This is a genomic window from Microbispora sp. GKU 823 (assembly GCF_002027145.1).
GTDB lineage: Bacteria > Actinomycetota > Actinomycetes > Streptosporangiales > Streptosporangiaceae > Microbispora > Microbispora siamensis.
In genome coordinates this window covers 13,693-32,902 of the sequence record NZ_MWJN01000022.1, presented here as the reverse complement: position 1 = coordinate 32,902, position 19,210 = coordinate 13,693, and the positions used below count along the sequence as shown (strand labels likewise).

Sequence of the window (19,210 nt, the reverse complement as noted above, 5' to 3'; positions counted from 1 at the left end):
ATGACGCTGACGTTCCACTGGTTCCTGCCCACGTACGGCGACAGCCGCCACCTCGTCGGCGGCGGGCACGGCACGGACATCACCACGGCGGGCGGGGACCGGCCGGCCACCCTGGCCTACCTGGGCCAGATCGTGCGCGCCGCCGAGCAGCTCGGCTTCGAAGGGGCCCTCACCCCGGCCGGAGCCTGGTGCGAGGACGCCTGGCTGACCACCGCCATGCTGGTCGCGAACTCCGAGCGGCTGAAGTTCCTGGTCGCCTTCCGGCCGGGGCTGCTGTCGCCCACGCTCGCCGCGCAGATGGCCGCCACGTTCCAGCGGCACTCGGCCGGGCGCCTGCTGGTCAACGTCGTCACCGGCGGCGAGGACCACGAGCAGCGCGCCTACGGCGACTTCCTCACCAAGGACGAGCGCTACGACCGCACCGACGAGTTCCTCACGGTCGTACGCGCCCTGTGGCGCGGGGAACGGGTCACCCTTGAGGGCAGGCACGTCAGGGTCGCGGACGCCGCGCTGAGCCGGGTGCCGTCCCCGGTGCCGGCGGTGTACTTCGGCGGGTCGTCCCCGGCCGCGGGCAGGGTGGCGGCGCGGCACAGCGACGTCTACCTGACCTGGGGCGAGCCGCCCGCGCAGGTCGCAGAGAAGCTCGCCTGGATCCGCCGGGAGGCCGCCGCGGCCAGCCGCGAGGTGCGGTTCGGCATCCGGCTCCACGTGATCAGCCGGGACACCTCGGCGCAGGCGTGGGCGGAGGCCGAGCGCCTGCTGTCCGCCCTGGACCCGGCGGTCATCGCGTCGGTGCAGGCGGGTCTCGCGCGCAGCGGGTCGGAGGGGCAGCGGCGGATGCTGGCCCTGCACGGGGGCCGCACGGACGCGTTGGAGGTCTCGCCGAACCTGTGGGCCGGTGTCGGGCTCGTCCGCGGCGGCGCGGGCACGGCCCTGGTGGGCAGCCACGTCGAGGTGGCCGAACGGATCGAGGAGTATCACGCCCTCGGCATCGACGAGTTCGTGCTGTCCGGTCACCCGCACCTGGAGGAGGCCTACTGGTTCGGCGAGGGCGTCCTGCCCCTGCTCCAGCGCAGGGGGTTGTGGCGGCACCCGGTGGACGCGCCCGGCGACGCGCTCCCGGCCGCCATCCCGTTCGCCGGCACCGCCTCCCGATGACGTGACGCCGTGATGTGCCGCGGGGCTCCCGGGCGTGCCCCGCGCACCGCGGCACCGCCGGGGGCGGCAGCGCACGAGGCGAGGGGGTGAGCGCAGGCGTGCGGGATCAGCGCAGGCAGCGGGTTCTCGCGTGGGGGCCTTCCCCCTGCCCGGTGACCACCCATCCCTCCACCCAGACGCATCCGGGCGCGAGGGAGAGCATGTCCCCGTAGCTGCCCGGCGGCGTGTTGTTCGACCATTGGGAACGCACCTGGGCGTTGTCCGCCGGACGGTGCGCGGCCAGCCACACCGTGTAGAGGTGGGGGTTGTCGAAGTGCGCCGACGCCCAGGCCGTGTCGCACTCGGGGCTGCGCCGCAGCCGGAGCGTGCCGAAGCGGCTGCCGTCGGGCAGGTTCAGCGGGACGGCGTCGAGCGTGTCGATCGTGTCGAGGTCGTCGCCGCACCCGCGGGCGCGGGGGTCGTCGCCGTCCATGTCCTCGGCCCGGCTCGCGTCCCCCGCCCGGTCGGTGACGTGCTGGTTGCGCGAGGTCCAGCCGGGCGCGAGCCCCACACCGCGCGCGGCGGTGCCAAGCGCCACCGCGCCGGCGACCACGAGGACGGCGGCAAGCGCGAGCAGGCGCCCGCGGCGCCGCACCCGGCCCGCGAGGCCGCCGCGCCCGCCATCCGAGCCGGCATCAGGCCCGCCATCAGGGTCGCCACCAGGGCCGGCATCGTGCCCGCCGCCGGCCTCTGCGGCACCGGGGATCGGAGACGAGGGGCCGTCGCCCGCCGGTGCCGGCGGTTCCGGTGGTTCCGGCGGTTCCGCCGCCCGTCCGGAGATCTCCTCGCTGACCCGGTGCCAGCGCCGCGCCCACGCGCCCTCGTCGCCGCCGCAGGCCCGTACGAAGGCGAGGGTGACCTCCAAGCTCGGGAAGACGCGGCCGCCTGCGGCCCGCGACAGCACCGTGGGCGAGTAGTGCGCCCGTTCCGAGAGGGCCCGGTAGGTGGGCGACCCCGCCTCCTCGCGCAGCCGCCGCAACGCGACGGCGAACGCCTGTAAGGGCCCCTCCTCGGGGCTGAGGTCGCGCTCTGGTCGTCCCATGGTCCCCACACGAGTTCCGGCGGCCACGTCGCCACGGGCGACGCCGTCCGGGGGCGTACGGGGACGGAGCGGCCCGGGCACCACGCTCGCGCCTGACAGCCCCTGCCCACTCACGGGAACGGGCGGGTGTCAGACACGCCCAGATGCTAAGCGCGGAGACGGGCCGCGGCAAGATTCCGCCGCGGCCCGTGACCCGCACGATGCGGGATGACGCGAGGAGGCGCCGTCAGGCGCCCATCGCGTGCACGCCACCGTCGACGTGGACGATCTCGCCGGTCGTGGCGGGGAACCAGTCGGACAGCAGCGCGACGCAGGCCTTGGCGGCGGGGGCGGTGTCGGCCAGGTCCCAGCCGAGCGGCGCGCGCTCCGGCCAGGAGTCCTCGAACTCCTTGAACCCGGGGATGCTCTTGGCCGCCATCGTGCGCAGCGGACCGGCGGCGACGAGGTTGACCCGGATGCCGTGCTTGCCCAGGTCGCGCGCGAGGTAGCGCGAGCACGACTCCAGCCCGGCCTTGGCCACGCCCATCCAGTCGTAGACCGGCCACGCCTTGGTCGCGTCGAAGTCCAGGCCGACGACCGCGCCGCCCTCCTTCATCAGCGGCAGGCACGCGACGGCGAGCGACTTGAACGAGAACGTCGAGACGTGGACCGCCGTGGCGACGTCCTCCCAGGAGGTGTTGAGGAAGTTGCCGCCCAGGCAGGACTGCGGGGCGAACCCGATCGAGTGGACGACCCCGTCCAGCCCGTCGAGGTGCGCGCCGACGCGGTCGGCGAGCGTGTCGAGGTGATCGGTGTTCTGGACGTCCAGTTCGATCACCGGCGGCGGCTCGGGCAGCCGCTTGGCGATGCGCTCGACCAGGCTGAGGCGGCCGAAGCCGGTCAGCACGACCCGGGCGCCCTCCTCCTGGGCCAGCTTCGCCACGTTGAAGGCGATCGACGAGTCGGTCAGGACGCCGGTGACCAGCAGTCGCTTCCCGTCCAGCAAACCCATGTCCAGCTCCAGTCAGTCGGGTGTCCGGCTCAGTGGCCCATGCCGAGGCCGCCGTCGACGGGGATGACCGCCCCGGTGATGTAGGAGGCGTCGTCGCTCGCCAGGAATCTGACGACCCGCGCGATCTCCTCGGCCTGCGCCTGCCGCCCGAGCGGGATGCTCTTGCGGATCTGCTCCTGCTGCGCCTCGTCGAGCACCGCGGTCATGTCGGTCTCCACGAACCCCGGCGCGACCACGTTGACCGTGATGCCGCGCGAGCCGAGCTCGCGGGCCAGCGACCGGCCGAAGCCGACCAGCCCGGCCTTGGAGGCGGCGTAGTTGGTCTGGCCCGCGGAGCCCGACAGGCCGACGACCGAGGAGATCAGGATGATGCGCCCGCGCCGCATCCGCAGCATGGGCCGCACGGCCCGCTTCGCGACGCGGTAGGCGCCGGTCAGGTTCGTGTCGATGACGTCGGTGAAGGTCTCCTCCTTCATCATCGGCAGCAGCGTGTCCTTGGTGATCCCCGCGTTGGCGACGACCACCTCGACCGGGCCGTGCTCGGCCTCGGCCTTCTCGAAGGCGGCGTCGACGTCGGCGGAGCTCGTCACGTCGCAGCGAACCCCGAACAGCCCCTCCGGGGGCTCGCCGGAACGGTAGGTGACGGCGACGGCGTCTCCCGCGGCGGCGAGCTCGCGGGCGATCGCGAGGCCGATGCCGCGATTTCCGCCGGTGACGAGAACAGAGCGAACCATGCGACCGACCGTATCGGCTACTTGGGGGTAGTCCACTTGTCCGCAGGGCACAAGATCACAGGGTTAGGATCGTGGACATGCGCCAGATCGACCCCGACTTCCTCGCCCTGCCGCTGCGGCGGCTGGCGGACGCGGCCCTGCAGCGCGCCCGTGACCTGGGAGCCGAGCACGCCTCGTTCCGGCTCGAACGCGTGCGCGCCGAGACGCTGCGCCTGTTCGACGCCCGGCTCGAGGGGTCCTCGGACGCCGACGACCTCGGCTTCGCCGTACGGGTGATCAAGGACGGCACGTGGGGCTTCGCGTCCGGGATCGAGCTGACCCCGGAGGCCGCGGCCCGGGCCGCCGAGGAGGCCGTGCGGGTGGCGGCGGTCAGCGCGCCGATCAACCGCGAGCCGGTGGAGCTCGCCCCCGAGCCGGTGTACGACGACGTGACCTGGGTGTCGGCCTACGAGGTCGACCCGTTCGACGTGCCGTTGCCGGACAAGGCGGCGCTGCTGGCGGAGTGGTCGTCCGGCCTGCTCGGCCGGGTCGACCACGTCTCGGCCTCGCTCATGCAGGTCAAGGAGCAGAAGTTCTACGCCGACACGGCGGGCACGGTGACCACGCAGCAGCGCGTGCGGCTGCACCCCGTCCTGACCGCGATGCGGGCCGACGGCGACCGGTTCGACGACATGCGCACGCTGGCCCCGCCGGTCGGCCGGGGGTACGAGTACCTGACCGGCACCGGCTGGGACTTCCCCGCCGAGCTGGCCGAGATCCCCGACCTGCTGGACGAGAAGCTCAAGGCGCCCTCGGTCGAGGCCGGGCCGTACGACCTGGTGATCGACCCGTCGAACCTGTGGCTGACGATCCACGAGTCGATCGGCCACGCGACCGAGCTCGACCGGGCGCTCGGCTACGAGGCGGCCTACGCCGGCACCTCCTTCGCCACCTTCGACCAGCTCGGCAGCCTGCACTACGGCTCGCCGGTGATGAACGTGACGGGCGACCGCACGGTCGAGCACGGCCTGGCCACCGTCGGCTGGGACGACGAGGGCGTGGCCGGCCAGTCGTTCGACATCGTCCGCGAGGGCACGCTGGTGGGCTACCAGCTCGACCGGAGGATGGCGCTGCTGAAGGGCCTCGGGCGGTCGAACGGCTGCGCGTTCGCCGACTCCCCCGGGCACGTGCCGATCCAGCGGATGGCCAACGTGTCGCTCCAGCCGGCGGCGGACGGCCCCTCCACCGACGAGCTGATCTCGCGGGTCGAGCGCGGGATCTACGTCGTCGGCGACAAGAGCTGGTCGATCGACATGCAGCGGTACAACTTCCAGTTCACCGGCCAGCGGTTCTACCGCATCGAGAACGGCCGCCTGGCCGGGCAGCTGCGCGACGTGGCCTACCAGGCGACGACCACGGACTTCTGGCGCTCCATGGAGGCCGTCGGCGGCCCGCAGACGTACGTGCTCGGCGGCGCCTTCAACTGCGGCAAGGGCCAGCCGGGCCAGGTCGCGCCGGTCAGTCACGGCGCTCCTGCGGCCCTGTTCCGCGGCGTACGGATCCTCAACACCGTCCAGGAGGGTGGCAAGTGAGCGACGGGGTGATCACACCGCAGGAGACGGTGGAGCGGGCGCTCGCGCTGAGCGAGGCCGACGGCTGCGTCGTCATCGTGGACGAGGGCTCGACCGCCAATCTCCGCTTCGCCGGCAACACGCTGACGACCAACGGGGTCGCGCGCTCCTCCCGGCTCACCGTGATCTCCGTCGTGGGCGCCGGGGTGGGGGTCGTGTCGCGCTCCGCCGTACGGGCCGAACAGCTGGCCGACGTGGTGGCCGCGGCGGACCGCGCCGCGCGGGAGGCCCGGCCGTCGGAGGACGCCCGGCCTCTGGTGGAGGGCACGGCCGGCGAGGGCTGGGACCGCCCGGTGGAGCCGACCTCCATCGACGTGTTCGGGGACTTCGCCCCCGCGCTCGGCGAGGCGTTCGCCGCCGCCGATGCCTCGGGACGCAGGCTGTACGGCTTCGCCGAGCACAGCATGACCTCGACGTTCGTCGGCTCGTCCGCGGGACTGCGGCTGCGCCACGACCAGCCGACCGGCCGGCTCGAACTGAACGCCAAGTCGGCGGACATGACGCGCTCGGCGTGGACGGGCGTGGCCACCCGCGACTTCTCCGACGTGGACGTGGCCGCGCTGGACGAGACGCTCGTCCGGCGGCTCGACTGGGCCAAGCGGCGGATCAGCCTGGAGCCGGGCCGCTACGAGACGCTCCTGCCGCCCACGGCGGTCTCCGACCTGATGATCTACCTGTACTGGTCGGCCGGCGCGCGGGACGCGGCCGACGGCCGCACGGTGTTCTCCCGGCCCGGCGGCGGCACCCGGGTGGGCGAGCGGCTCTCGACGCTGCCGGTCTCGCTCCACAGCGATCCGGCGCGGGCCGGCGTCGAGTGCGCGCCGTTCGTCGTCGCGCACTCCTCCAGCCGGGAGCAGTCGGTCTTCGACAACGGCCTGCCCCTGGCCCGCACCGAGTGGATCAGCGACGGCACGCTGGCCAACCTCGTGCAGACCCGGCACTCCGCCGAGCTGACCGGCCTCGCCGCGACCCCGCAGATCGACAACCTGATCATGACGGGACCGGACGGCGGCCGCTCGCTGGAGGAGATGATCGCCTCGACCGAGCGGGGCCTGCTGCTGACATGCCTGTGGTACATCCGCGAGGTCGACCCGCAGTCGCTGCTCCTGACCGGGCTGACCAGGGACGGCGTCTACCTGGTCGAGAACGGCGAGGTCGTGGGCGAGGTCAACAACTTCCGGTTCAACGAGTCGCCGGTCGACCTGCTCGGCCGCCTCACCGAGGTGGGCCCGAGCGAGCAGACGCTGCCGCGCGAGTGGAACGACTGGTTCACCCGCGCCGTCATGCCGCCGGTGCGGGTGCCCGACTTCAACATGTCGACGGTCAGCCAGGCCAGCTAGCGTGGTGACCGGAAACGGTCACCACGCGCGGTCCACAGAGCCGGTCGAATGTGCCCGTCTCTTCCGTGCGCTCAGCGGCAGAACACAGCAGTCGACCCTGAGCGTCCGATCGAGGATTCAGTGGCCGGATCCGGGCAGGATCGCGGTTCGCGTCGATTCCCGTCGTGGAGCGACGACGAGCGTGCCTTCATCCGCGGCTGAACCGTTCGCTGAAGCGTGCGGTGAACAGGTCGGCGCCCTTGCGCTGAGAGACCGTTTCGGTCGTCGCCGGCGCGACGCCGCCGGGCGCCGGCAGCTGGCCGACACCTCGACGCGGCCCGAGCGGAAGCAGGATCCTCTGGTGCGGCGTCGGCGTGTAGACGGCTTCCGGCCGCTCGCCGGCGAGCTGGGCCCTGAGGTTCTCGGTTCGAGCAGAAACGTGCGCGATCATGAGCTACCCGTCCACCCGACTGCGCCGACCACGAACGGTGACCGTTTCCGGTTACAGCGCCGATCTCATTCGGCGTCCTCGAGGCGGAAGCCCACTTTCATACCGACCTGGAAGTGGGCCACCTCGCCGTCCACGATGTGCCCGCGCACCTCGGTCACCTCGAACCAGTCCAGGTGGCGCAGCGTCTGCGCGGCCCGCCTGACGCCGTTGCGGATGGCCTGGTCGACGCTCTCGGCCGAGGTGCCCACTATCTCGGTCACCCGGTAGGTGCGATCCGACATGACGTCCTCCTGCCTGTGCCTGTCGCGTGATCGTATCGCCGTGCGGGCGTCACCCCCGCCTCCCCCGGGGTCTACCGTGGAAATCGTGAATCCATGGCGCTGGTTGCGAAAAGACCGCCCGGTCGTTCACCAGGTGACGGACGCCCAGCCGTCGCTGTCCGACGACGTGCGCAAGCGGGAGATCAGTTACCTCATCAAGATGGGCATCCGGCTCGTCTGCCTCATCCTGGCGGTGGCGGTGCCGGCCCCCTGGCCCGTCAAGGCCCTGTTCGTCGCGGGCGCGGTTCTTTTGCCATACGTTGCCGTTATCGGGGCCAATCAGAGAGGTCACGAGCCTCCTCCGCCCCCGGACTTGACCTCGCCTAACCAAAACGAGATACCACGCCATCGACGCGAGATCGGGTCGTGACAAAGTCTTGACGCAACCCAAGGGTTGGAGGTGTACAGTTTAGCCAAGCGCTCTGGTCCCCCGTCGGAGCGCTGGTGCCGGCGTTCCGGGCCCCCGTCGGAACGCCGATGAAGCGACGCCGGGTGGTTTGCCCCCCGTAACCACCCGGCGTCGCCCTTTTCCGGGGTCGTCGAGCAGCGTCAACCGACTTCGTACGGACCTCACGGACCGGCCGTCGCGGTCGTCTCCGGTGGGGACGGCCCTTCCGCCGAACGGCCCCCGGCGCCCGCCCTTCCCCTCTACGCGGCGCCGGGGCCGTGGAAGCCGGCGTCAGGAGTCGCCGGGCTTGTCCGCGGTCGCCTCCGCCCACTCCTTCGCCATCCGCGACAGCCGCTCCACCACATCCGGCGGCGCGGTGCCGGCCCCCTGCGCCAGCCCCACCAGGTAGGCGGTCAGCGGGGCGGCGGGCCGCGCCACGCCGTGCGCCACATCCCTGGTCAGGTCGAGCACCGCGGCCCGGTCCACCCGGGCGGGGTCGATGCCCAGCTCGCGGCAGACCTGGGCCGTCCATTCCTCCAGCACGTTCACGCGTACTCCCTTCACCCGCGCTCCCGGGCCCGCTCGCGGGCCGCGCGCAGATCCTCGACGGTGTCGCAATCGAACCACGGCGGGGTCTCCCCCTGCGTCACCGGCGGGCGTACGGGCGCCGGCGCCAGCGGGCCGAGCAGCCCGCGCAGCGACCGCCCCTGGTATGGGCCGAGCGCGGCCCGCAGGGCCGCCGTCCGCCACGCACCGGTGAGCCACTGCTCGCGGCCCTCGTCGTCCACGAGCACCGCGCCCGCGCCGCCCTCCGGCACGGCCGCCAGGAGCGCCCCGACGTGCCTGGCGACGACGAACGGCAGGTCGGCGGCGAGCAGGACGACCAGCGGGGACGTGACCTCGGCGAGCCCGGCGCGCAGCGCCGGCACCGGCCCGCCGCCCGGCGGGTCCTCGCGGGTGAACAGCACGCCCGGCATGTCCCTGGGCGGGCCCACCACGACCACCGTGCGGGCGTCGCGGACGGCCGCCGCCACCCGCTCGACCAGGGGCAGCCCGCCGACGAGCGCGCCCGGCTTGTCCGCCCCGCCGAGCCGCTCGGCCCGGCCCCCCGCCAGGATCACGGCGTCGTACGCCGGCGGGCAGGCCGCATCACCTGCGCCGGTTCCGGGACGGGAACGCACGGGTGCTCCCTGAACTCTCTCGGGGCTCTCTTGGGCTCTCTTGGGGCCCCGTCAGCCGCCGATGGCCGACATCGGGCGGGCCGGCTGGAGGAAGGCGGGGTCGTCGATGCCGTGCCCTGCCTTCTTCCCCCGCACCGCCGCGATCCACCGCGCCGCCAGTTCCTCGTCCGAGGCGCCCGAGCGCAGCGCCGTACGCAGGTCGGACTCCTCGGTGGCGAACAGGCAGTTGCGGACCTGGCCGTCGGCGGTGATACGGACGCGGTCGCAGGCGCCGCAGAACGGCCGGGTGACCGAGCCGATCACGCCCACCCGGTGCGGGCCGCCGTCCACCAGGAACAGCTCGGCGGGGGCGCTGCCCCGCTCGCGCGGATCGTCCTCGGCGAGGTCGAAGGAGTCCTTCAGCAACCCGAGGATCTCGTCGGCCGTGATCATGTCGTCGCGGCGCCAGCCGTGCTGGGCGTCGAGCGGCATCTGCTCGATGAAGCGCAGCTCATACCCCTGGTCGAGGCAGTAGCGCAGCAGCGGCACGGCCTCGTGGTCGTTGACGCCGCGCATCAGCACCGCGTTGACCTTGACCGGCGTGAGGCCCGCCGCCGTCGCCGCGGCGAGCCCGTCCAGCACGTCGCGCAGCCGGTCGCGGTGCGCCAGCCGGACGAACACGTCGCGGTCGAGCGTGTCCAGAGAGACGTTGACACGGTCGAGACCGGCCCGCGCGAGCGGCTCCGCGAGGCGGGCCAGGCCGATGCCGTTGGTCGTCAGCGACACCTGGGGACGCGGGCGCAGCGCGGCGGTCGCGGCCACGATCTCGGGGAGTTCCCGCCGCAGCAGCGGCTCGCCACCGGTGAAGCGAACCTCCCGGATGCCGAGCCGCTCCACGCCGATCGTCAGCAGGCGGACGATCTCCTCGCCGGTGAGCAGTTCGGGCTTGGGCAGCCAGTCGAGGCCCTCTGGCGGCATGCAGTACGCGCACCGCAGGTTGCACCGGTCGGTCAGCGACACCCTCAGATCGGTCGCGACCCGGCCGAACGAGTCAACCAGCACGAGAGGACCTCCAACCCCAGAGAGCCTCAAGCCTAAGCCCTGCCGCCACGATGGCGACAACCTCGATCGCCCCGGCATGATTCCCCCACCCCGGACGGAACGGCCCCGCCGCCCGCGGTCACCGATCCCGGCGGCGCTCGATCCGCTTGCGGCGGGCGACCTCGCGCCGGTGCTCGGCCAGCGCGCGCTCGCGCTCGCGCCGGTTCACGCGCGCCTGGCCCTTGGTGCTCTCCAGTTCGAGCCGCAGCGCCTCCTGCGCGGCCGTGCCGCGCCGGGTGACCCGGGCCGCGGCGCGGGCGGCGAGCTTGGCCGCGCGTTTGGGATTGACCCGCCGCTCCCGGGCGGTCTCCACCGGGACGGCCGGGGCCGCCCCGGCGCGTTCGAGCAGGGCGACCCCGTGCCGCAGGAGGAACTCGTACAGCTCGGGGTCGGTGGGTTCGGAGCCGAGGACGAACCGGGTCGCGCGAAGCTCGCCGTCCTCGACGATCTCCAGGACGCCCACCCAGAAAGGGCTCTCGAAGTAGACGGACAGGGAAACCACGATGCCTCCACAGGTATGCCGACAGGCGGCTTGGCGAAGCCGCTTTCCGGCACACCGGACATCCTCCGAGGCTCCCCGAGGGGACACGTGAGGCGGATACGGAACCGCCGGGCCCGGAAGGACCGGCGGGCGCCCGGGCTACCGACCGGGACCGCGTTTTCGTGTGCGCGACCAGGATAACGGCAGGCGTCCGCCCCCGGCTCGGGGTGCAGGCCGCCCTCCTGGCCGGCTCGCGTCAGGAGCCGATTCCCAGGAGTTTGCCGAGAAGCACGCTCAACTGGCCACGCTCCTCGGGCGTAAGAGGGTGGAAGGCGTCCTCGAGGAAGGCCGGGATCGACGTCTGGGCCTCGGCCAGCCGCCGCCGGCCCGAGTCGGTGATGGTGACGGCGTAGGAACGGCGGTCGCGGGGGTTGCGTTCCCGGCGCACGTGACCCGCCTGCTCCAGGTCGTCGCAGACGCTCACCATGACGCTGCGGTCGATGCGCAGCTCCTCGCTGAGCGTCTGCTGGGAGCACGGGCCGACGGCGTCGAGCATCTGGAGCACGAGATGCTGCCCGACGCCGAGACCTTCCTCGGCGGCGCGGGCGTCCGCGGCGCGCGCCACGGCTGCCGAGGCCCGGCACAGCGCGATGTCCAGCCGCTCCGCCGCCAGTTGCGGAAAGTACGTCACGCGTGCCCGCTCGGCTGTCCTGGTCGTGGTCGCCATCGATCTCCTCTTCGCTACGCGACCACCCTACACCAAACCATCTCCATACAAATCGTTTGACAGAAGATGATTTGCGGTCATACGGTCCGATCGTCTGTCAGCAAATTGTTTGTCCTCAGATGGAGAGTGGTCGTGTCACTGACCGACGGCCGCAGACAGGCGGCCCTGGTGTTGTTGTGCGCAGCGGTGTTCCTGGACTCGATGGACCTGTCCTTGATGGGCGTGGCCTTGCCCGCCATCGGGCGCGACCTGTCGCTGCCGGAGAGCGTCCTGCAGTGGCTGATGTCCGGTTACGCGGTCGCCTACGGCGGGTTCCTGCTGCTCGGCGGCCGGGTGGCGGACCTGTTCGGCCGGCGCCGTGTGTTCCTGCTGTCGCTGGCGGTCTTCGCGGCGGCGAGCCTGGCCGGTGGGCTGCTGTCGGCGGGATGGCCGTTGGTCGTCACCCGGGTGGTCAAGGGGGTGGCGGCCGCGCTCACCGCACCCGCGGCGCTGTCGCTCATCACCACCACCTTCGCAGAGGGGCCGCAGCGCAATCGGGCGCTGGGGGTCTACTCGCTGGCCGGGGCGACCGGCTACACCGCCGGGCTGATCGCCTCCGGCCTGCTGACCGAGATCAGCTGGCGCTTGGTGTTCTTCCTGCCGGTCCCGGTCGCGGTGCTGGTCCTGGCCGCGGCGCCGCTGGTGCTGCCGCGCGGCCTCCGGCCGTCCGCGGTACGTGAAGGGTTCGACGCCGCCGGCGCCGTCGCGGTCACCGGTGGGGTGCTGCTGCTGGTGTTCGCGCTGACGGAGAGGAACTGGCCGGCCGGTGTGGTGGCCGTGCTCCTGCTGGGCGTCTTCGTAGCCGTCGAGCGCCGACGGCCGGCGCCGCTCGTCCCGCTGGAGGTGTTCGGGTCCGGTACGGTGGCCGCCGCGAATCTCGCGGCACTGGCCTGGGCGTGCGCGACGATCGGCTGGCAGTTCGTCGCCGTCCTGTACCTGCAGCGGATGCTCGGCTACACCGCGCTGGCCACCGGGCTCGGGATCGTCCCCATGGGTCTGGCCATCGTCATCACGGCCAACCTGGCCGGCAGGCTGATCGCCCGATGGGGACTGGGCCGGGTGGCCGCGGCCGGGATGCTGGTCCAAGGGGCGGGCATTCTGCTGTTCCTGCGGGCCGGGGCCACCGGCGACTACCTCACGATGCTGCTGCCCGCGCTGGTCGTGCACGGCGTCGGCAACGGGCTGTCGTTCCCCAGTCTCAACATCGCCGCCGTCGGCGGGCTGCCGGACGAGCGGCAGGGCCTGGCCTCGGGTCTGGTCACCTCCTCCGTACAGATCGGCGCCGGGATCGGCGTCGCGGCACTGGCCGCCGTCATGACCCTGGGCGAGGCCGCGCCGGCCGGTTACCGGATCGCGTTCCTGACGGCGGGCGGCTTCTCCCTGGTGGGCGCCCTCATCGCCGCGTACGGCCTGCGCTCGCGCCGCCCTGCGCCCGTCCCCACCGCCTGAAGGAGACACATCGTGAAGCTGGATCTCGACCCGGACCAACTGCTGAGCACCACCCGCGCCGTCCGCAAGCGCCTGGACTTCACCCGGCCCGTGCCACGCGAGCTGATCGAAGAATGCGTGGACCTGGCCGTGCAGGCCCCCAGTGGCCGCAACCGGCAGCGCTGGCACTTCCTGGTGGTCACCGAGCCCGAGCGGCGGCGGGCCGTGGCCGACATCTTCCTGCGCGCCCTGCCGCTGGCCACCGGGCAGCCGCTGACCGAGCGCGACCTGTGGCGCATGAACTACCACCGCGGCTCCACCGATCGGGTCTTCGACGGTCTGCGCCATCTGGCGGCCAACATCCACCGGGTGCCCGCCTTCGTCATCCCCGGCGTCGAGGGACGCACCGATCACGCCCCGGTGGCCGTGCAGGCGGGGGCGTGGGGCTCGATCCTGCCCGCCGTGTGGAGCTTCATGCTGGCGGCCCGGGCGCGCGGCCTGGGCACGGTCTGGACCACCGCGCAGGCGCCGCTCGAACACGAGCTCGCCGAGGTGCTCGGCGTGCCGTACGAGGAGGTCATGCTGGCCGCGTTCATCCCGCTGGCCTTCACCATCGGAACCGACTTCAAGCCCGCTCCCCGCATCCCACGGGAGGAGGTCCTGCACTGGGAACGGTGGTGAACGCACCGGCCAGGCCGCCCGCACCCCGCGGACGGCCTGGTCAGGCCGGCACGTCCCGCACGACGCCGGCCACCTCCTCCACCACCGCCCGCGTGGGCCGCTGGCACACCAGCCACGTGGTCATCACGGCCTCGGGCAGCCCCTCGACGGGCCGCCAGCGCCAGCCGGGCAGGCGCAGCGCGGCGACGTGCGAGGCGACCAGCGCGGCATCGGACCGCGTCGCCTGGGCGCAGGCCAGAACGTGCTCGGTGAACTGGGCGAATCGCCAGTACGGCCGGACTCCGGCGGCCAGCACGGCCGCCGTCATGCTCTCGCGCGAGGGCTCCCGTTCGCGGGCGTGCACCAGCACCCGCAGCCCGTGGAGGTCGCCGATCCGGTAGCGCGGCTCCTTGGCCAGCGGGTGGCCGGGCCGCACCGCCAGCCCGAGGATCTCCTGACGCAACAGCCATGAGCCGTGGTGACCGGGTGGCTGCTGATGGACCAGGCACAGATCGAGCCTGCCCTCGTGCAGCAGGCGAAGCTGGTCGAAGCTGGTGGCCTCCACGTAGTTCAGCTCGGCGTGGGGCAGCGTACGGTCCACTGCCTCGACGACGGAGGACAGCCAGGAGCCGGGCGTCGCGGGAGGCACGCCGATGGAGACCACCTGGCGCGCCCGTGCCGCTTCCGAGACGATCTCCTGAGTGGTCGCGGCGAGGCCGAGAATCTCCCGGGCGTGCCGTAGCAGGGCCTCTCCGCTCGGTGTCAGCCGCACCCCCCGGGACGTGCGCTCGAACAGCCGCTGCCCGAGTCGCCGTTCCAGATCCATGATCTGCCGGCTCAGCGACGGTTGCGAGACCAGCAGGCGCCGAGCGGCCTGATAGAACGAGCCCTCCTCGGCCACCGCGGCGAAATACCGCAGGTGCCGGAGTTCCATGGTCTCTCCTCATCCGATCGCTCGGCTATGCCTGCGGAACATACCAGAAGTGCCAAGAAGGACTTGGACGGCGAGGGATGTCCGGCCCTGTACTGATGTCGGCGGCCATCACCGATGGTGACGCGCAACGGTGAGCAGCTTCCATGCTGCGTTCTTCGAGGAGCACGATGAGGCTTGGCGTGTGTTCGGCCTGTCTGCCGGAGCTGACGCCGGGTGAGGCGATCGAGGCGGCGGTCGCAGCGGGGTATGCCGGAATCGAATGGCGGGTCTCCGCCGAGGCCGGCTCGCCGGGCCCGGCGCACTTTCTGACCAACAACCGCTGCACCCTCCGTCCGGAAGAAGGCGACATCCGCCGGGCACGGGAGCTGTGCGACCGCGCGGGCCTGGCCGTCATCGGCCTGAGCGGTTACGTCCCGGCCGGCGACGTCCAGGGAGTCGAGCAGCTCATGAGGCTGGCGGCCGAGACGGGAACGCCGCGGATACGCCTGTGGGCTCCGTCCATGACGGACGGCGGCTTCCACGAGGCGCTCGGCCGGGGCGTCGAGTTCTTCGACGAGGTCGCGGCGCTGGCCGGCCGCTTCGGCGTCCAGGCGCTGCTGGAGATGCACCAGCGGACGATCTGCCCCAGTACGGCGCTGGCCAAGCAGGTCGTGGGACACCTGCCCCCGCACCTGGTAGGGGTCGTCTACGATCCCGGCAACGCCGTGGTGGAGGGGTCGGAGGATCCCCGGATGGCGCTGCAGATCCTCGGCGAACATCTGGCGCACGTGCACATCAAGAACGCCGCCTTCGAACGTCCCGAGGGCGGAGGTCCATGGCGGCATCGCTGGACGCCGATGGATGACGGCGTGCTCGACGTGCCCGCGATCCTGCGGCTGCTCCACGACGCCGGCTACCGCGGATGGGTGTCGGTGGAGGACTTCAGCACCGACCGGCCACCGCGCGAGGCCCTCGCCTTCAACGCCGCCTATCTGCGCGGCCACGTCTCGTTCGAGGCCGCGGAGGGAGGACAGCGGTGAGTGCGAAAGGGGCGATCGTCACCGGAGGAGCGGGCGTCCTCGGCACGGCCATCGCCGCTCAGCTGGCCGCCGACGGATTCGACGTGACGCTCTTCGACGTCGACGAGGAGGCCGTCGCCGATGCGGCGGGCCGCCTGTCGGCGTCCGGTGGCCGGACCGTCCGCGCCTGCCGGGTGGACGTGAGCGACCCCGAGGCGGTCCGTGAAGGAATCGCGCGCGTGGAGCGCGCGGGCGGACGACTGGACTGCCTGGTGAACAACGCCGCCGTCAACGTCCGCCACTCCCTGGCCGGGCAGACCCCCGACGGCTGGGACGCGACGATGGCGGTGAACGTCCGCGGGCCCATGCTGCTGTGCCAGGCGATCCGGCCCTGGTGGCAGCGTCACGGCTGGGGACGGGTGGTCAACGTCGGCTCCCGCACCTGGCTCGGCGGCGGCCCGACGGGCTACGTCACCTCCAAGGCGGCCGTCGTCGGCCTGACCCGGACCCTCGCCGTCGAACTGGGCCCCATCGGTGTCACCGTCAACGCCGTGGCGCCCAGCGTGGTGGAGACCCCCTTGACCAAGGCGGGGCGTACGGGCCGGGAGTTCGAGGAATTCGCCGCCCGCCACCGGGCGATGACACCGCTGGGCCGGCTGGCCCGGCCCCAGGACGTGGCCGACGCCGTCGCCTTCCTCGCCGGCGACCGGTCGAGCTTCATCACCGGCGAGGTGCTGCACGTGTGCGGCGGCGCCCAGCTCGCCCCCTCAGCCTGACGGAGTCCCCGTGCCCTACTTCGAACACTCCGGCGTGCGCCTGTTCTACGCCGACTACCCGCCCGCCTCCTCGGCCCGGCCGCCGCTCAATCTGCTCCTCGTGCACGGCATGTGGGGCGCGGCCGAAGGCTGGATCTACCAGATCCCCGCCCTGCGTTCCCATCACCGCACGGTGGCGGTCGACCTGCGCGGCCACGGACGTTCCGGCAGCCCGCCCACCGGCTACGACGTCGGCGACCACGCAGAGGACCTGGCGGCCCTGATCCGCCACGCCGGCCTTGCGCCGGTCGTCGTGCTCGCCCACTCGATGGGCTGCTCGGTGGCCACCGTACTGGCCGCCCGTCACCCCGATCTCGTCCGTGCTCTGGTGATGATCGACCCCGACTACGCCGGCGACCCCGGCGATCGGGAGTGGATGGCCCGCCTCGCCGACGACCTGGAGGGACCGGACGCCGACCAGATCGCCCAGGACCTGTTCAGCGACCGCTTCCACACCCCGGGGACCCCCGGGCACCTGCGCACCTGGCACCTGCTGGAGGTCCTGTCACGACCGGCCTGGGTCAGGGCGCAGACCTTCCGGCACAGCGCCTTCGGTCCGGGCAGCCTGCGCTTCCTTCCCCAGGCCGAGCCGGTCCTGCGCCGCCGCCGTCAGCCGGTGCTGGCCTTCCACCGCCACGCGGCCCGGGCCCAGGTGGAGCGGATGTGCCTGTCCCACGACTACAGCCAGGTGGTCCTGCGTCCGCAGGCGGGCCACTTCATCCACCAGGAACTGGCCGCCGACGTCAACGACTCGCTCATGCGCTGGCTGTCGGCCCTGCCCCGATAGCCCGCAGGAAAGGAAAAGCAGCAGTGGCAGTCGACGAAAGCCTCGCGCCGCCCGGCGCCTCGATGCCGTCCTCACCCGTCAGCGCCCGCGCCTGGGGCGTCACCGCGGTGCTGGTCCTCTCCGCGGTGGTGGTGTTCCTGGACAAGGCCCTGCTTGGCCTGGTCGCCAAACCGATGAGCGCCGAGCTCGGCATGTCCGCCGCCGGTTTCGGCGGCCTGGGCAGCGCCTCCTACGTGCTTTTCGGCGTGACCTGCATCGCCGTCAGCTTCACCGCCCAGCGGGTCTCCCCACGGTGGGTCCTGCTGGCCTGCGGCCTGCTGTGGGCCGCCGGCCAGGTGCCCGCCGTCGTCGCCGCCACCGGCGGCATGCTGTACGCCAGCAGGATCCTCGTCGGGGCCGCGGAAGGACCGGCCAACCCGCTGTCCATGACCGTGCTGTACTCGTGGTTCCCCAACGAGCGGCGCGGCCTGCCGCAGGCGCTCTACACTGCGGGCGCCGCCGTCGCGAAGATCGCCATGGCGCCGCTCCTGACCCTGGTCATCATCCGGTTCGGCTGGCGAGCCGGATTCCTCACCGTCGGAGCGCTCGCGCTCGGCTGGTCGCTGCTGTGGCTGGCCACCGGGCGGCTCGGCCCGTACGGAGCGGCCCCCGGCCGGGGTGACCGGCCGCAGCGCCGTCAGGCCACCGGCGTCCCCTGGCGCCGCGCGCTGCTCAACCGCACGTTCATCGGCTGCCTCATCGCCTACTTCGCCCAGAACGCACTCGCCGCCATCATCTTCACCTGGCTGCCCTCCTACTTCGAAAACGCCCTGGGATTCTCCCCGGAGGCGGCCGGGTCGCTGTTCGGCCTGCCCAGCGCGCTCGGCATCGTGGCGCTGGTCGCCTCCGGAGCGATCACCGACCGGCTCCTGCGCGCGGGGGTCACCTCCAGACGGGCGCGCGGCCTGCTCGGCGGCGCCTGCCTGGCCGGCGCCGGCATCCTGCTGACCGGCCTGCCGCTGATTCACGCGCCGATCCCCGCCATCGCCCTCCTGATGCTCGGCTACGGCATATCCGTCACCGTCAACACCTTCGCCAACCCCGCCGTGGCCGAGCTCGTGCCTCCCCACCAGCGAGCCGGCATCCTCGGCGTCTTCTCCGGCCTCAGCGTGACCGCCGGGATCGCCAGCCCCATCATCACCGGATGGCTGCTGGACCGAGCCACCACCCCGCAGGCGGGCTACACCACCGCCTTCCTCCTCAGCGGCGTCCTGCTCGCCCTCGCCGGAGCCCTGTTCGCCCTGCTGGTCCACCCCGAACGCGACCGCCACACCAGGAGTGACCATGTCCCAGCCTGAGATCCCCGACGACCGCGGCCACCTGCTGCACCTCACCCCGGACGAACTGCTCGGCACGACCCGCGCGGTACGCCGCAGGCTGGACGTGACCAAGCCGGTCCCGCGCGAGGTGCTCCTCGACTGCACCCGCCTGGCCCAGCAGGCCCCCAGTGGACGCAACCGGCAACGCTGGGACTTCGTCTTCGTCACCGACCCCGCCCGGCGACGCGCCCTGGCCGACCTGTGGCGACGCGGCCTTACCAGTCCCGCCGCGCCGCAGTCCCACGAGGGCCCCAGCCGCCACGACTTCACCGCCGAGTCGGGGTGGCACGCGATCGCCGACAGCCTGCACCACCTGGTCGGCATCCTGGACCAGGTGCCCGTCCTGCTGGTGCCCTGCATCCGGGTGGGATCGCGGGCGGAGCTCGACGATCCGGCGACGCAGGCTGGCACCTGGGGCTCGGTGCTGCCCGCCGTGTGGAGCTTCATGCTGGCCGCACGCAGCCGCGGCCTCGGCACCGTGTGGACCACGCCGCACCTCAACTGCGAACGCGAGGCGGCCACGCTGCTCGGCCTTCCGTACGAGACGACCGTCCAATGCGCGCTCATCCCCGTCGCTTGGACGGTCGGCACGGAGTTCAAACCCGCACGCCGCGTCCCCGTCACCGAGGTCGTCCACTGGGACCACTGGTAGAGCCGGCGGAAGCGGACC

At 72.6% G+C, this 19,210-nt stretch carries 22 protein-coding genes; 11 read left to right on the top strand and 11 right to left on the bottom strand.

The window, feature by feature from the left end; translation table 11 throughout:
- The gene (locus tag B1L11_RS14270; protein ID WP_079314921.1) at positions 1-1,158 is read left to right on the top strand and encodes an LLM class flavin-dependent oxidoreductase; all 1,158 of its coding nucleotides are present in this window, start codon (positions 1-3) and stop codon (positions 1,156-1,158) included.
- A 106-nt stretch (positions 1,159-1,264) separates the two neighbouring features.
- Here the strand turns inward: B1L11_RS14270 and B1L11_RS14265 are convergent, their stop codons facing one another.
- From B1L11_RS14265 to fabG, 3 genes are all read right to left on the bottom strand, one after another.
- A complete protein-coding gene (locus tag B1L11_RS14265) occupies positions 1,265-2,239 on the bottom strand; it encodes a helix-turn-helix domain-containing protein (RefSeq protein ID WP_143737259.1) in 975 nt (324 codons plus the stop codon).
- Between the two features lie 226 nt (positions 2,240-2,465).
- Positions 2,466-3,230, bottom strand: a complete 765-nt coding sequence (gene fabI / locus B1L11_RS14260) for an enoyl-ACP reductase FabI (RefSeq protein ID WP_079314919.1) — start codon at positions 3,228-3,230, stop codon at positions 2,466-2,468.
- Between the two features lie 29 nt (positions 3,231-3,259).
- A complete protein-coding gene (fabG, locus tag B1L11_RS14255; protein ID WP_079314918.1) occupies positions 3,260-3,964 on the bottom strand; it encodes a 3-oxoacyl-[acyl-carrier-protein] reductase in 705 nt (234 codons plus the stop codon).
- Between the two features lie 77 nt (positions 3,965-4,041).
- Here fabG and B1L11_RS14250 point away from each other — a divergent pair, with 77 nt between their 5' ends.
- Complete coding sequence (locus tag B1L11_RS14250) at positions 4,042-5,535, top strand: TldD/PmbA family protein (RefSeq protein WP_079314917.1); 1,494 nt, start codon at positions 4,042-4,044, stop codon at positions 5,533-5,535.
- Entirely contained in the window at positions 5,532-6,914 is a 1,383-nt protein-coding gene (locus tag B1L11_RS14245) for a metallopeptidase TldD-related protein (RefSeq protein ID WP_256862529.1), read from the top strand. The genes B1L11_RS14250 and B1L11_RS14245 overlap by 4 nt, the downstream gene beginning before the upstream one ends.
- A gap of 187 nt (positions 6,915-7,101) precedes the next feature.
- Here B1L11_RS14245 and B1L11_RS14240 read toward each other — a convergent pair whose 3' ends face one another.
- Both B1L11_RS14240 and B1L11_RS14235 read right to left on the bottom strand, forming a co-directional pair.
- Positions 7,102-7,344 (bottom strand): hypothetical protein, encoded by a 243-nt coding sequence (locus B1L11_RS14240; protein WP_079314916.1) that lies wholly within the window; start codon positions 7,342-7,344, stop codon positions 7,102-7,104.
- Between the two features lie 65 nt (positions 7,345-7,409).
- On the bottom strand, positions 7,410-7,625 hold the full coding sequence (locus B1L11_RS14235; RefSeq protein ID WP_079314915.1) for a dodecin: 216 nt from the start codon (positions 7,623-7,625) through the stop codon (positions 7,410-7,412).
- 85 nt (positions 7,626-7,710) lie between these two features.
- On the opposite strand from B1L11_RS14235, the gene B1L11_RS14230 reads away from it, so the two are divergent.
- The gene (locus B1L11_RS14230) at positions 7,711-8,034 is read left to right on the top strand and encodes a DUF3099 domain-containing protein (protein WP_256862528.1); all 324 of its coding nucleotides are present in this window, start codon (positions 7,711-7,713) and stop codon (positions 8,032-8,034) included.
- Positions 8,035-8,343: 309 nt separating this feature from the next.
- On the opposite strand, the gene B1L11_RS14225 is transcribed toward B1L11_RS14230, so the two are convergent.
- The 5 genes from B1L11_RS14225 to B1L11_RS14205 form a co-directional block, all read right to left on the bottom strand.
- Positions 8,344-8,601: a DUF6457 domain-containing protein gene (locus B1L11_RS14225; RefSeq protein WP_079314974.1), complete on the bottom strand. Its 258-nt coding sequence runs from the start codon at positions 8,599-8,601 to the stop codon at positions 8,344-8,346.
- An 11-nt stretch (positions 8,602-8,612) separates the two neighbouring features.
- A complete protein-coding gene (locus tag B1L11_RS14220; protein WP_079314913.1) occupies positions 8,613-9,233 on the bottom strand; it encodes a molybdenum cofactor guanylyltransferase in 621 nt (206 codons plus the stop codon).
- A gap of 51 nt (positions 9,234-9,284) precedes the next feature.
- The gene (gene moaA, locus B1L11_RS14215) at positions 9,285-10,274 is read right to left on the bottom strand and encodes a GTP 3',8-cyclase MoaA (RefSeq protein ID WP_079314912.1); all 990 of its coding nucleotides are present in this window, start codon (positions 10,272-10,274) and stop codon (positions 9,285-9,287) included.
- Between the two features lie 118 nt (positions 10,275-10,392).
- Positions 10,393-10,815 (bottom strand): YjdF family protein, encoded by a 423-nt coding sequence (locus B1L11_RS14210; protein ID WP_218671113.1) that lies wholly within the window; start codon positions 10,813-10,815, stop codon positions 10,393-10,395.
- A 235-nt stretch (positions 10,816-11,050) separates the two neighbouring features.
- Complete coding sequence (locus B1L11_RS14205; RefSeq protein WP_079314911.1) at positions 11,051-11,521, bottom strand: MarR family winged helix-turn-helix transcriptional regulator; 471 nt, start codon at positions 11,519-11,521, stop codon at positions 11,051-11,053.
- Positions 11,522-11,653: 132 nt separating this feature from the next.
- Between B1L11_RS14205 and B1L11_RS14200 the strand changes: the two genes are divergently transcribed.
- Together B1L11_RS14200 and B1L11_RS14195 are read left to right on the top strand one after the other, a co-directional pair.
- The gene (locus B1L11_RS14200; protein ID WP_179155136.1) at positions 11,654-13,009 is read left to right on the top strand and encodes an MFS transporter; all 1,356 of its coding nucleotides are present in this window, start codon (positions 11,654-11,656) and stop codon (positions 13,007-13,009) included.
- Between the two features lie 12 nt (positions 13,010-13,021).
- The gene (locus B1L11_RS14195; RefSeq protein ID WP_079314909.1) at positions 13,022-13,669 is read left to right on the top strand and encodes a nitroreductase family protein; all 648 of its coding nucleotides are present in this window, start codon (positions 13,022-13,024) and stop codon (positions 13,667-13,669) included.
- Between the two features lie 40 nt (positions 13,670-13,709).
- On the opposite strand, the gene B1L11_RS14190 is transcribed toward B1L11_RS14195, so the two are convergent.
- A complete protein-coding gene (locus B1L11_RS14190; protein ID WP_079314908.1) occupies positions 13,710-14,582 on the bottom strand; it encodes a LysR family transcriptional regulator in 873 nt (290 codons plus the stop codon).
- A gap of 167 nt (positions 14,583-14,749) precedes the next feature.
- Here B1L11_RS14190 and B1L11_RS14185 point away from each other — a divergent pair, with 167 nt between their 5' ends.
- From B1L11_RS14185 to B1L11_RS14165, 5 genes are read left to right on the top strand one after another with little or no spacing between them, the layout of a single operon-like run.
- Positions 14,750-15,601, top strand: a complete 852-nt coding sequence (locus tag B1L11_RS14185) for a sugar phosphate isomerase/epimerase (protein WP_079314907.1) — start codon at positions 14,750-14,752, stop codon at positions 15,599-15,601.
- Entirely contained in the window at positions 15,598-16,356 is a 759-nt protein-coding gene (locus B1L11_RS14180; protein WP_239108681.1) for an SDR family NAD(P)-dependent oxidoreductase, read from the top strand. Before B1L11_RS14185 ends, B1L11_RS14180 begins: the two co-directional genes overlap by 4 nt.
- Positions 16,357-16,366: 10 nt before the next feature.
- Entirely contained in the window at positions 16,367-17,182 is an 816-nt protein-coding gene (locus B1L11_RS14175; RefSeq protein WP_079314905.1) for an alpha/beta fold hydrolase, read from the top strand.
- A 23-nt stretch (positions 17,183-17,205) separates the two neighbouring features.
- Positions 17,206-18,519 (top strand): MFS transporter, encoded by a 1,314-nt coding sequence (locus B1L11_RS14170; RefSeq protein WP_079314904.1) that lies wholly within the window; start codon positions 17,206-17,208, stop codon positions 18,517-18,519.
- Positions 18,506-19,192, top strand: a complete 687-nt coding sequence (locus tag B1L11_RS14165; RefSeq protein ID WP_079314903.1) for a nitroreductase family protein — start codon at positions 18,506-18,508, stop codon at positions 19,190-19,192. Before B1L11_RS14170 ends, B1L11_RS14165 begins: the two co-directional genes overlap by 14 nt.
- The last annotated feature ends 18 nt before the right edge of the window (positions 19,193-19,210 follow it).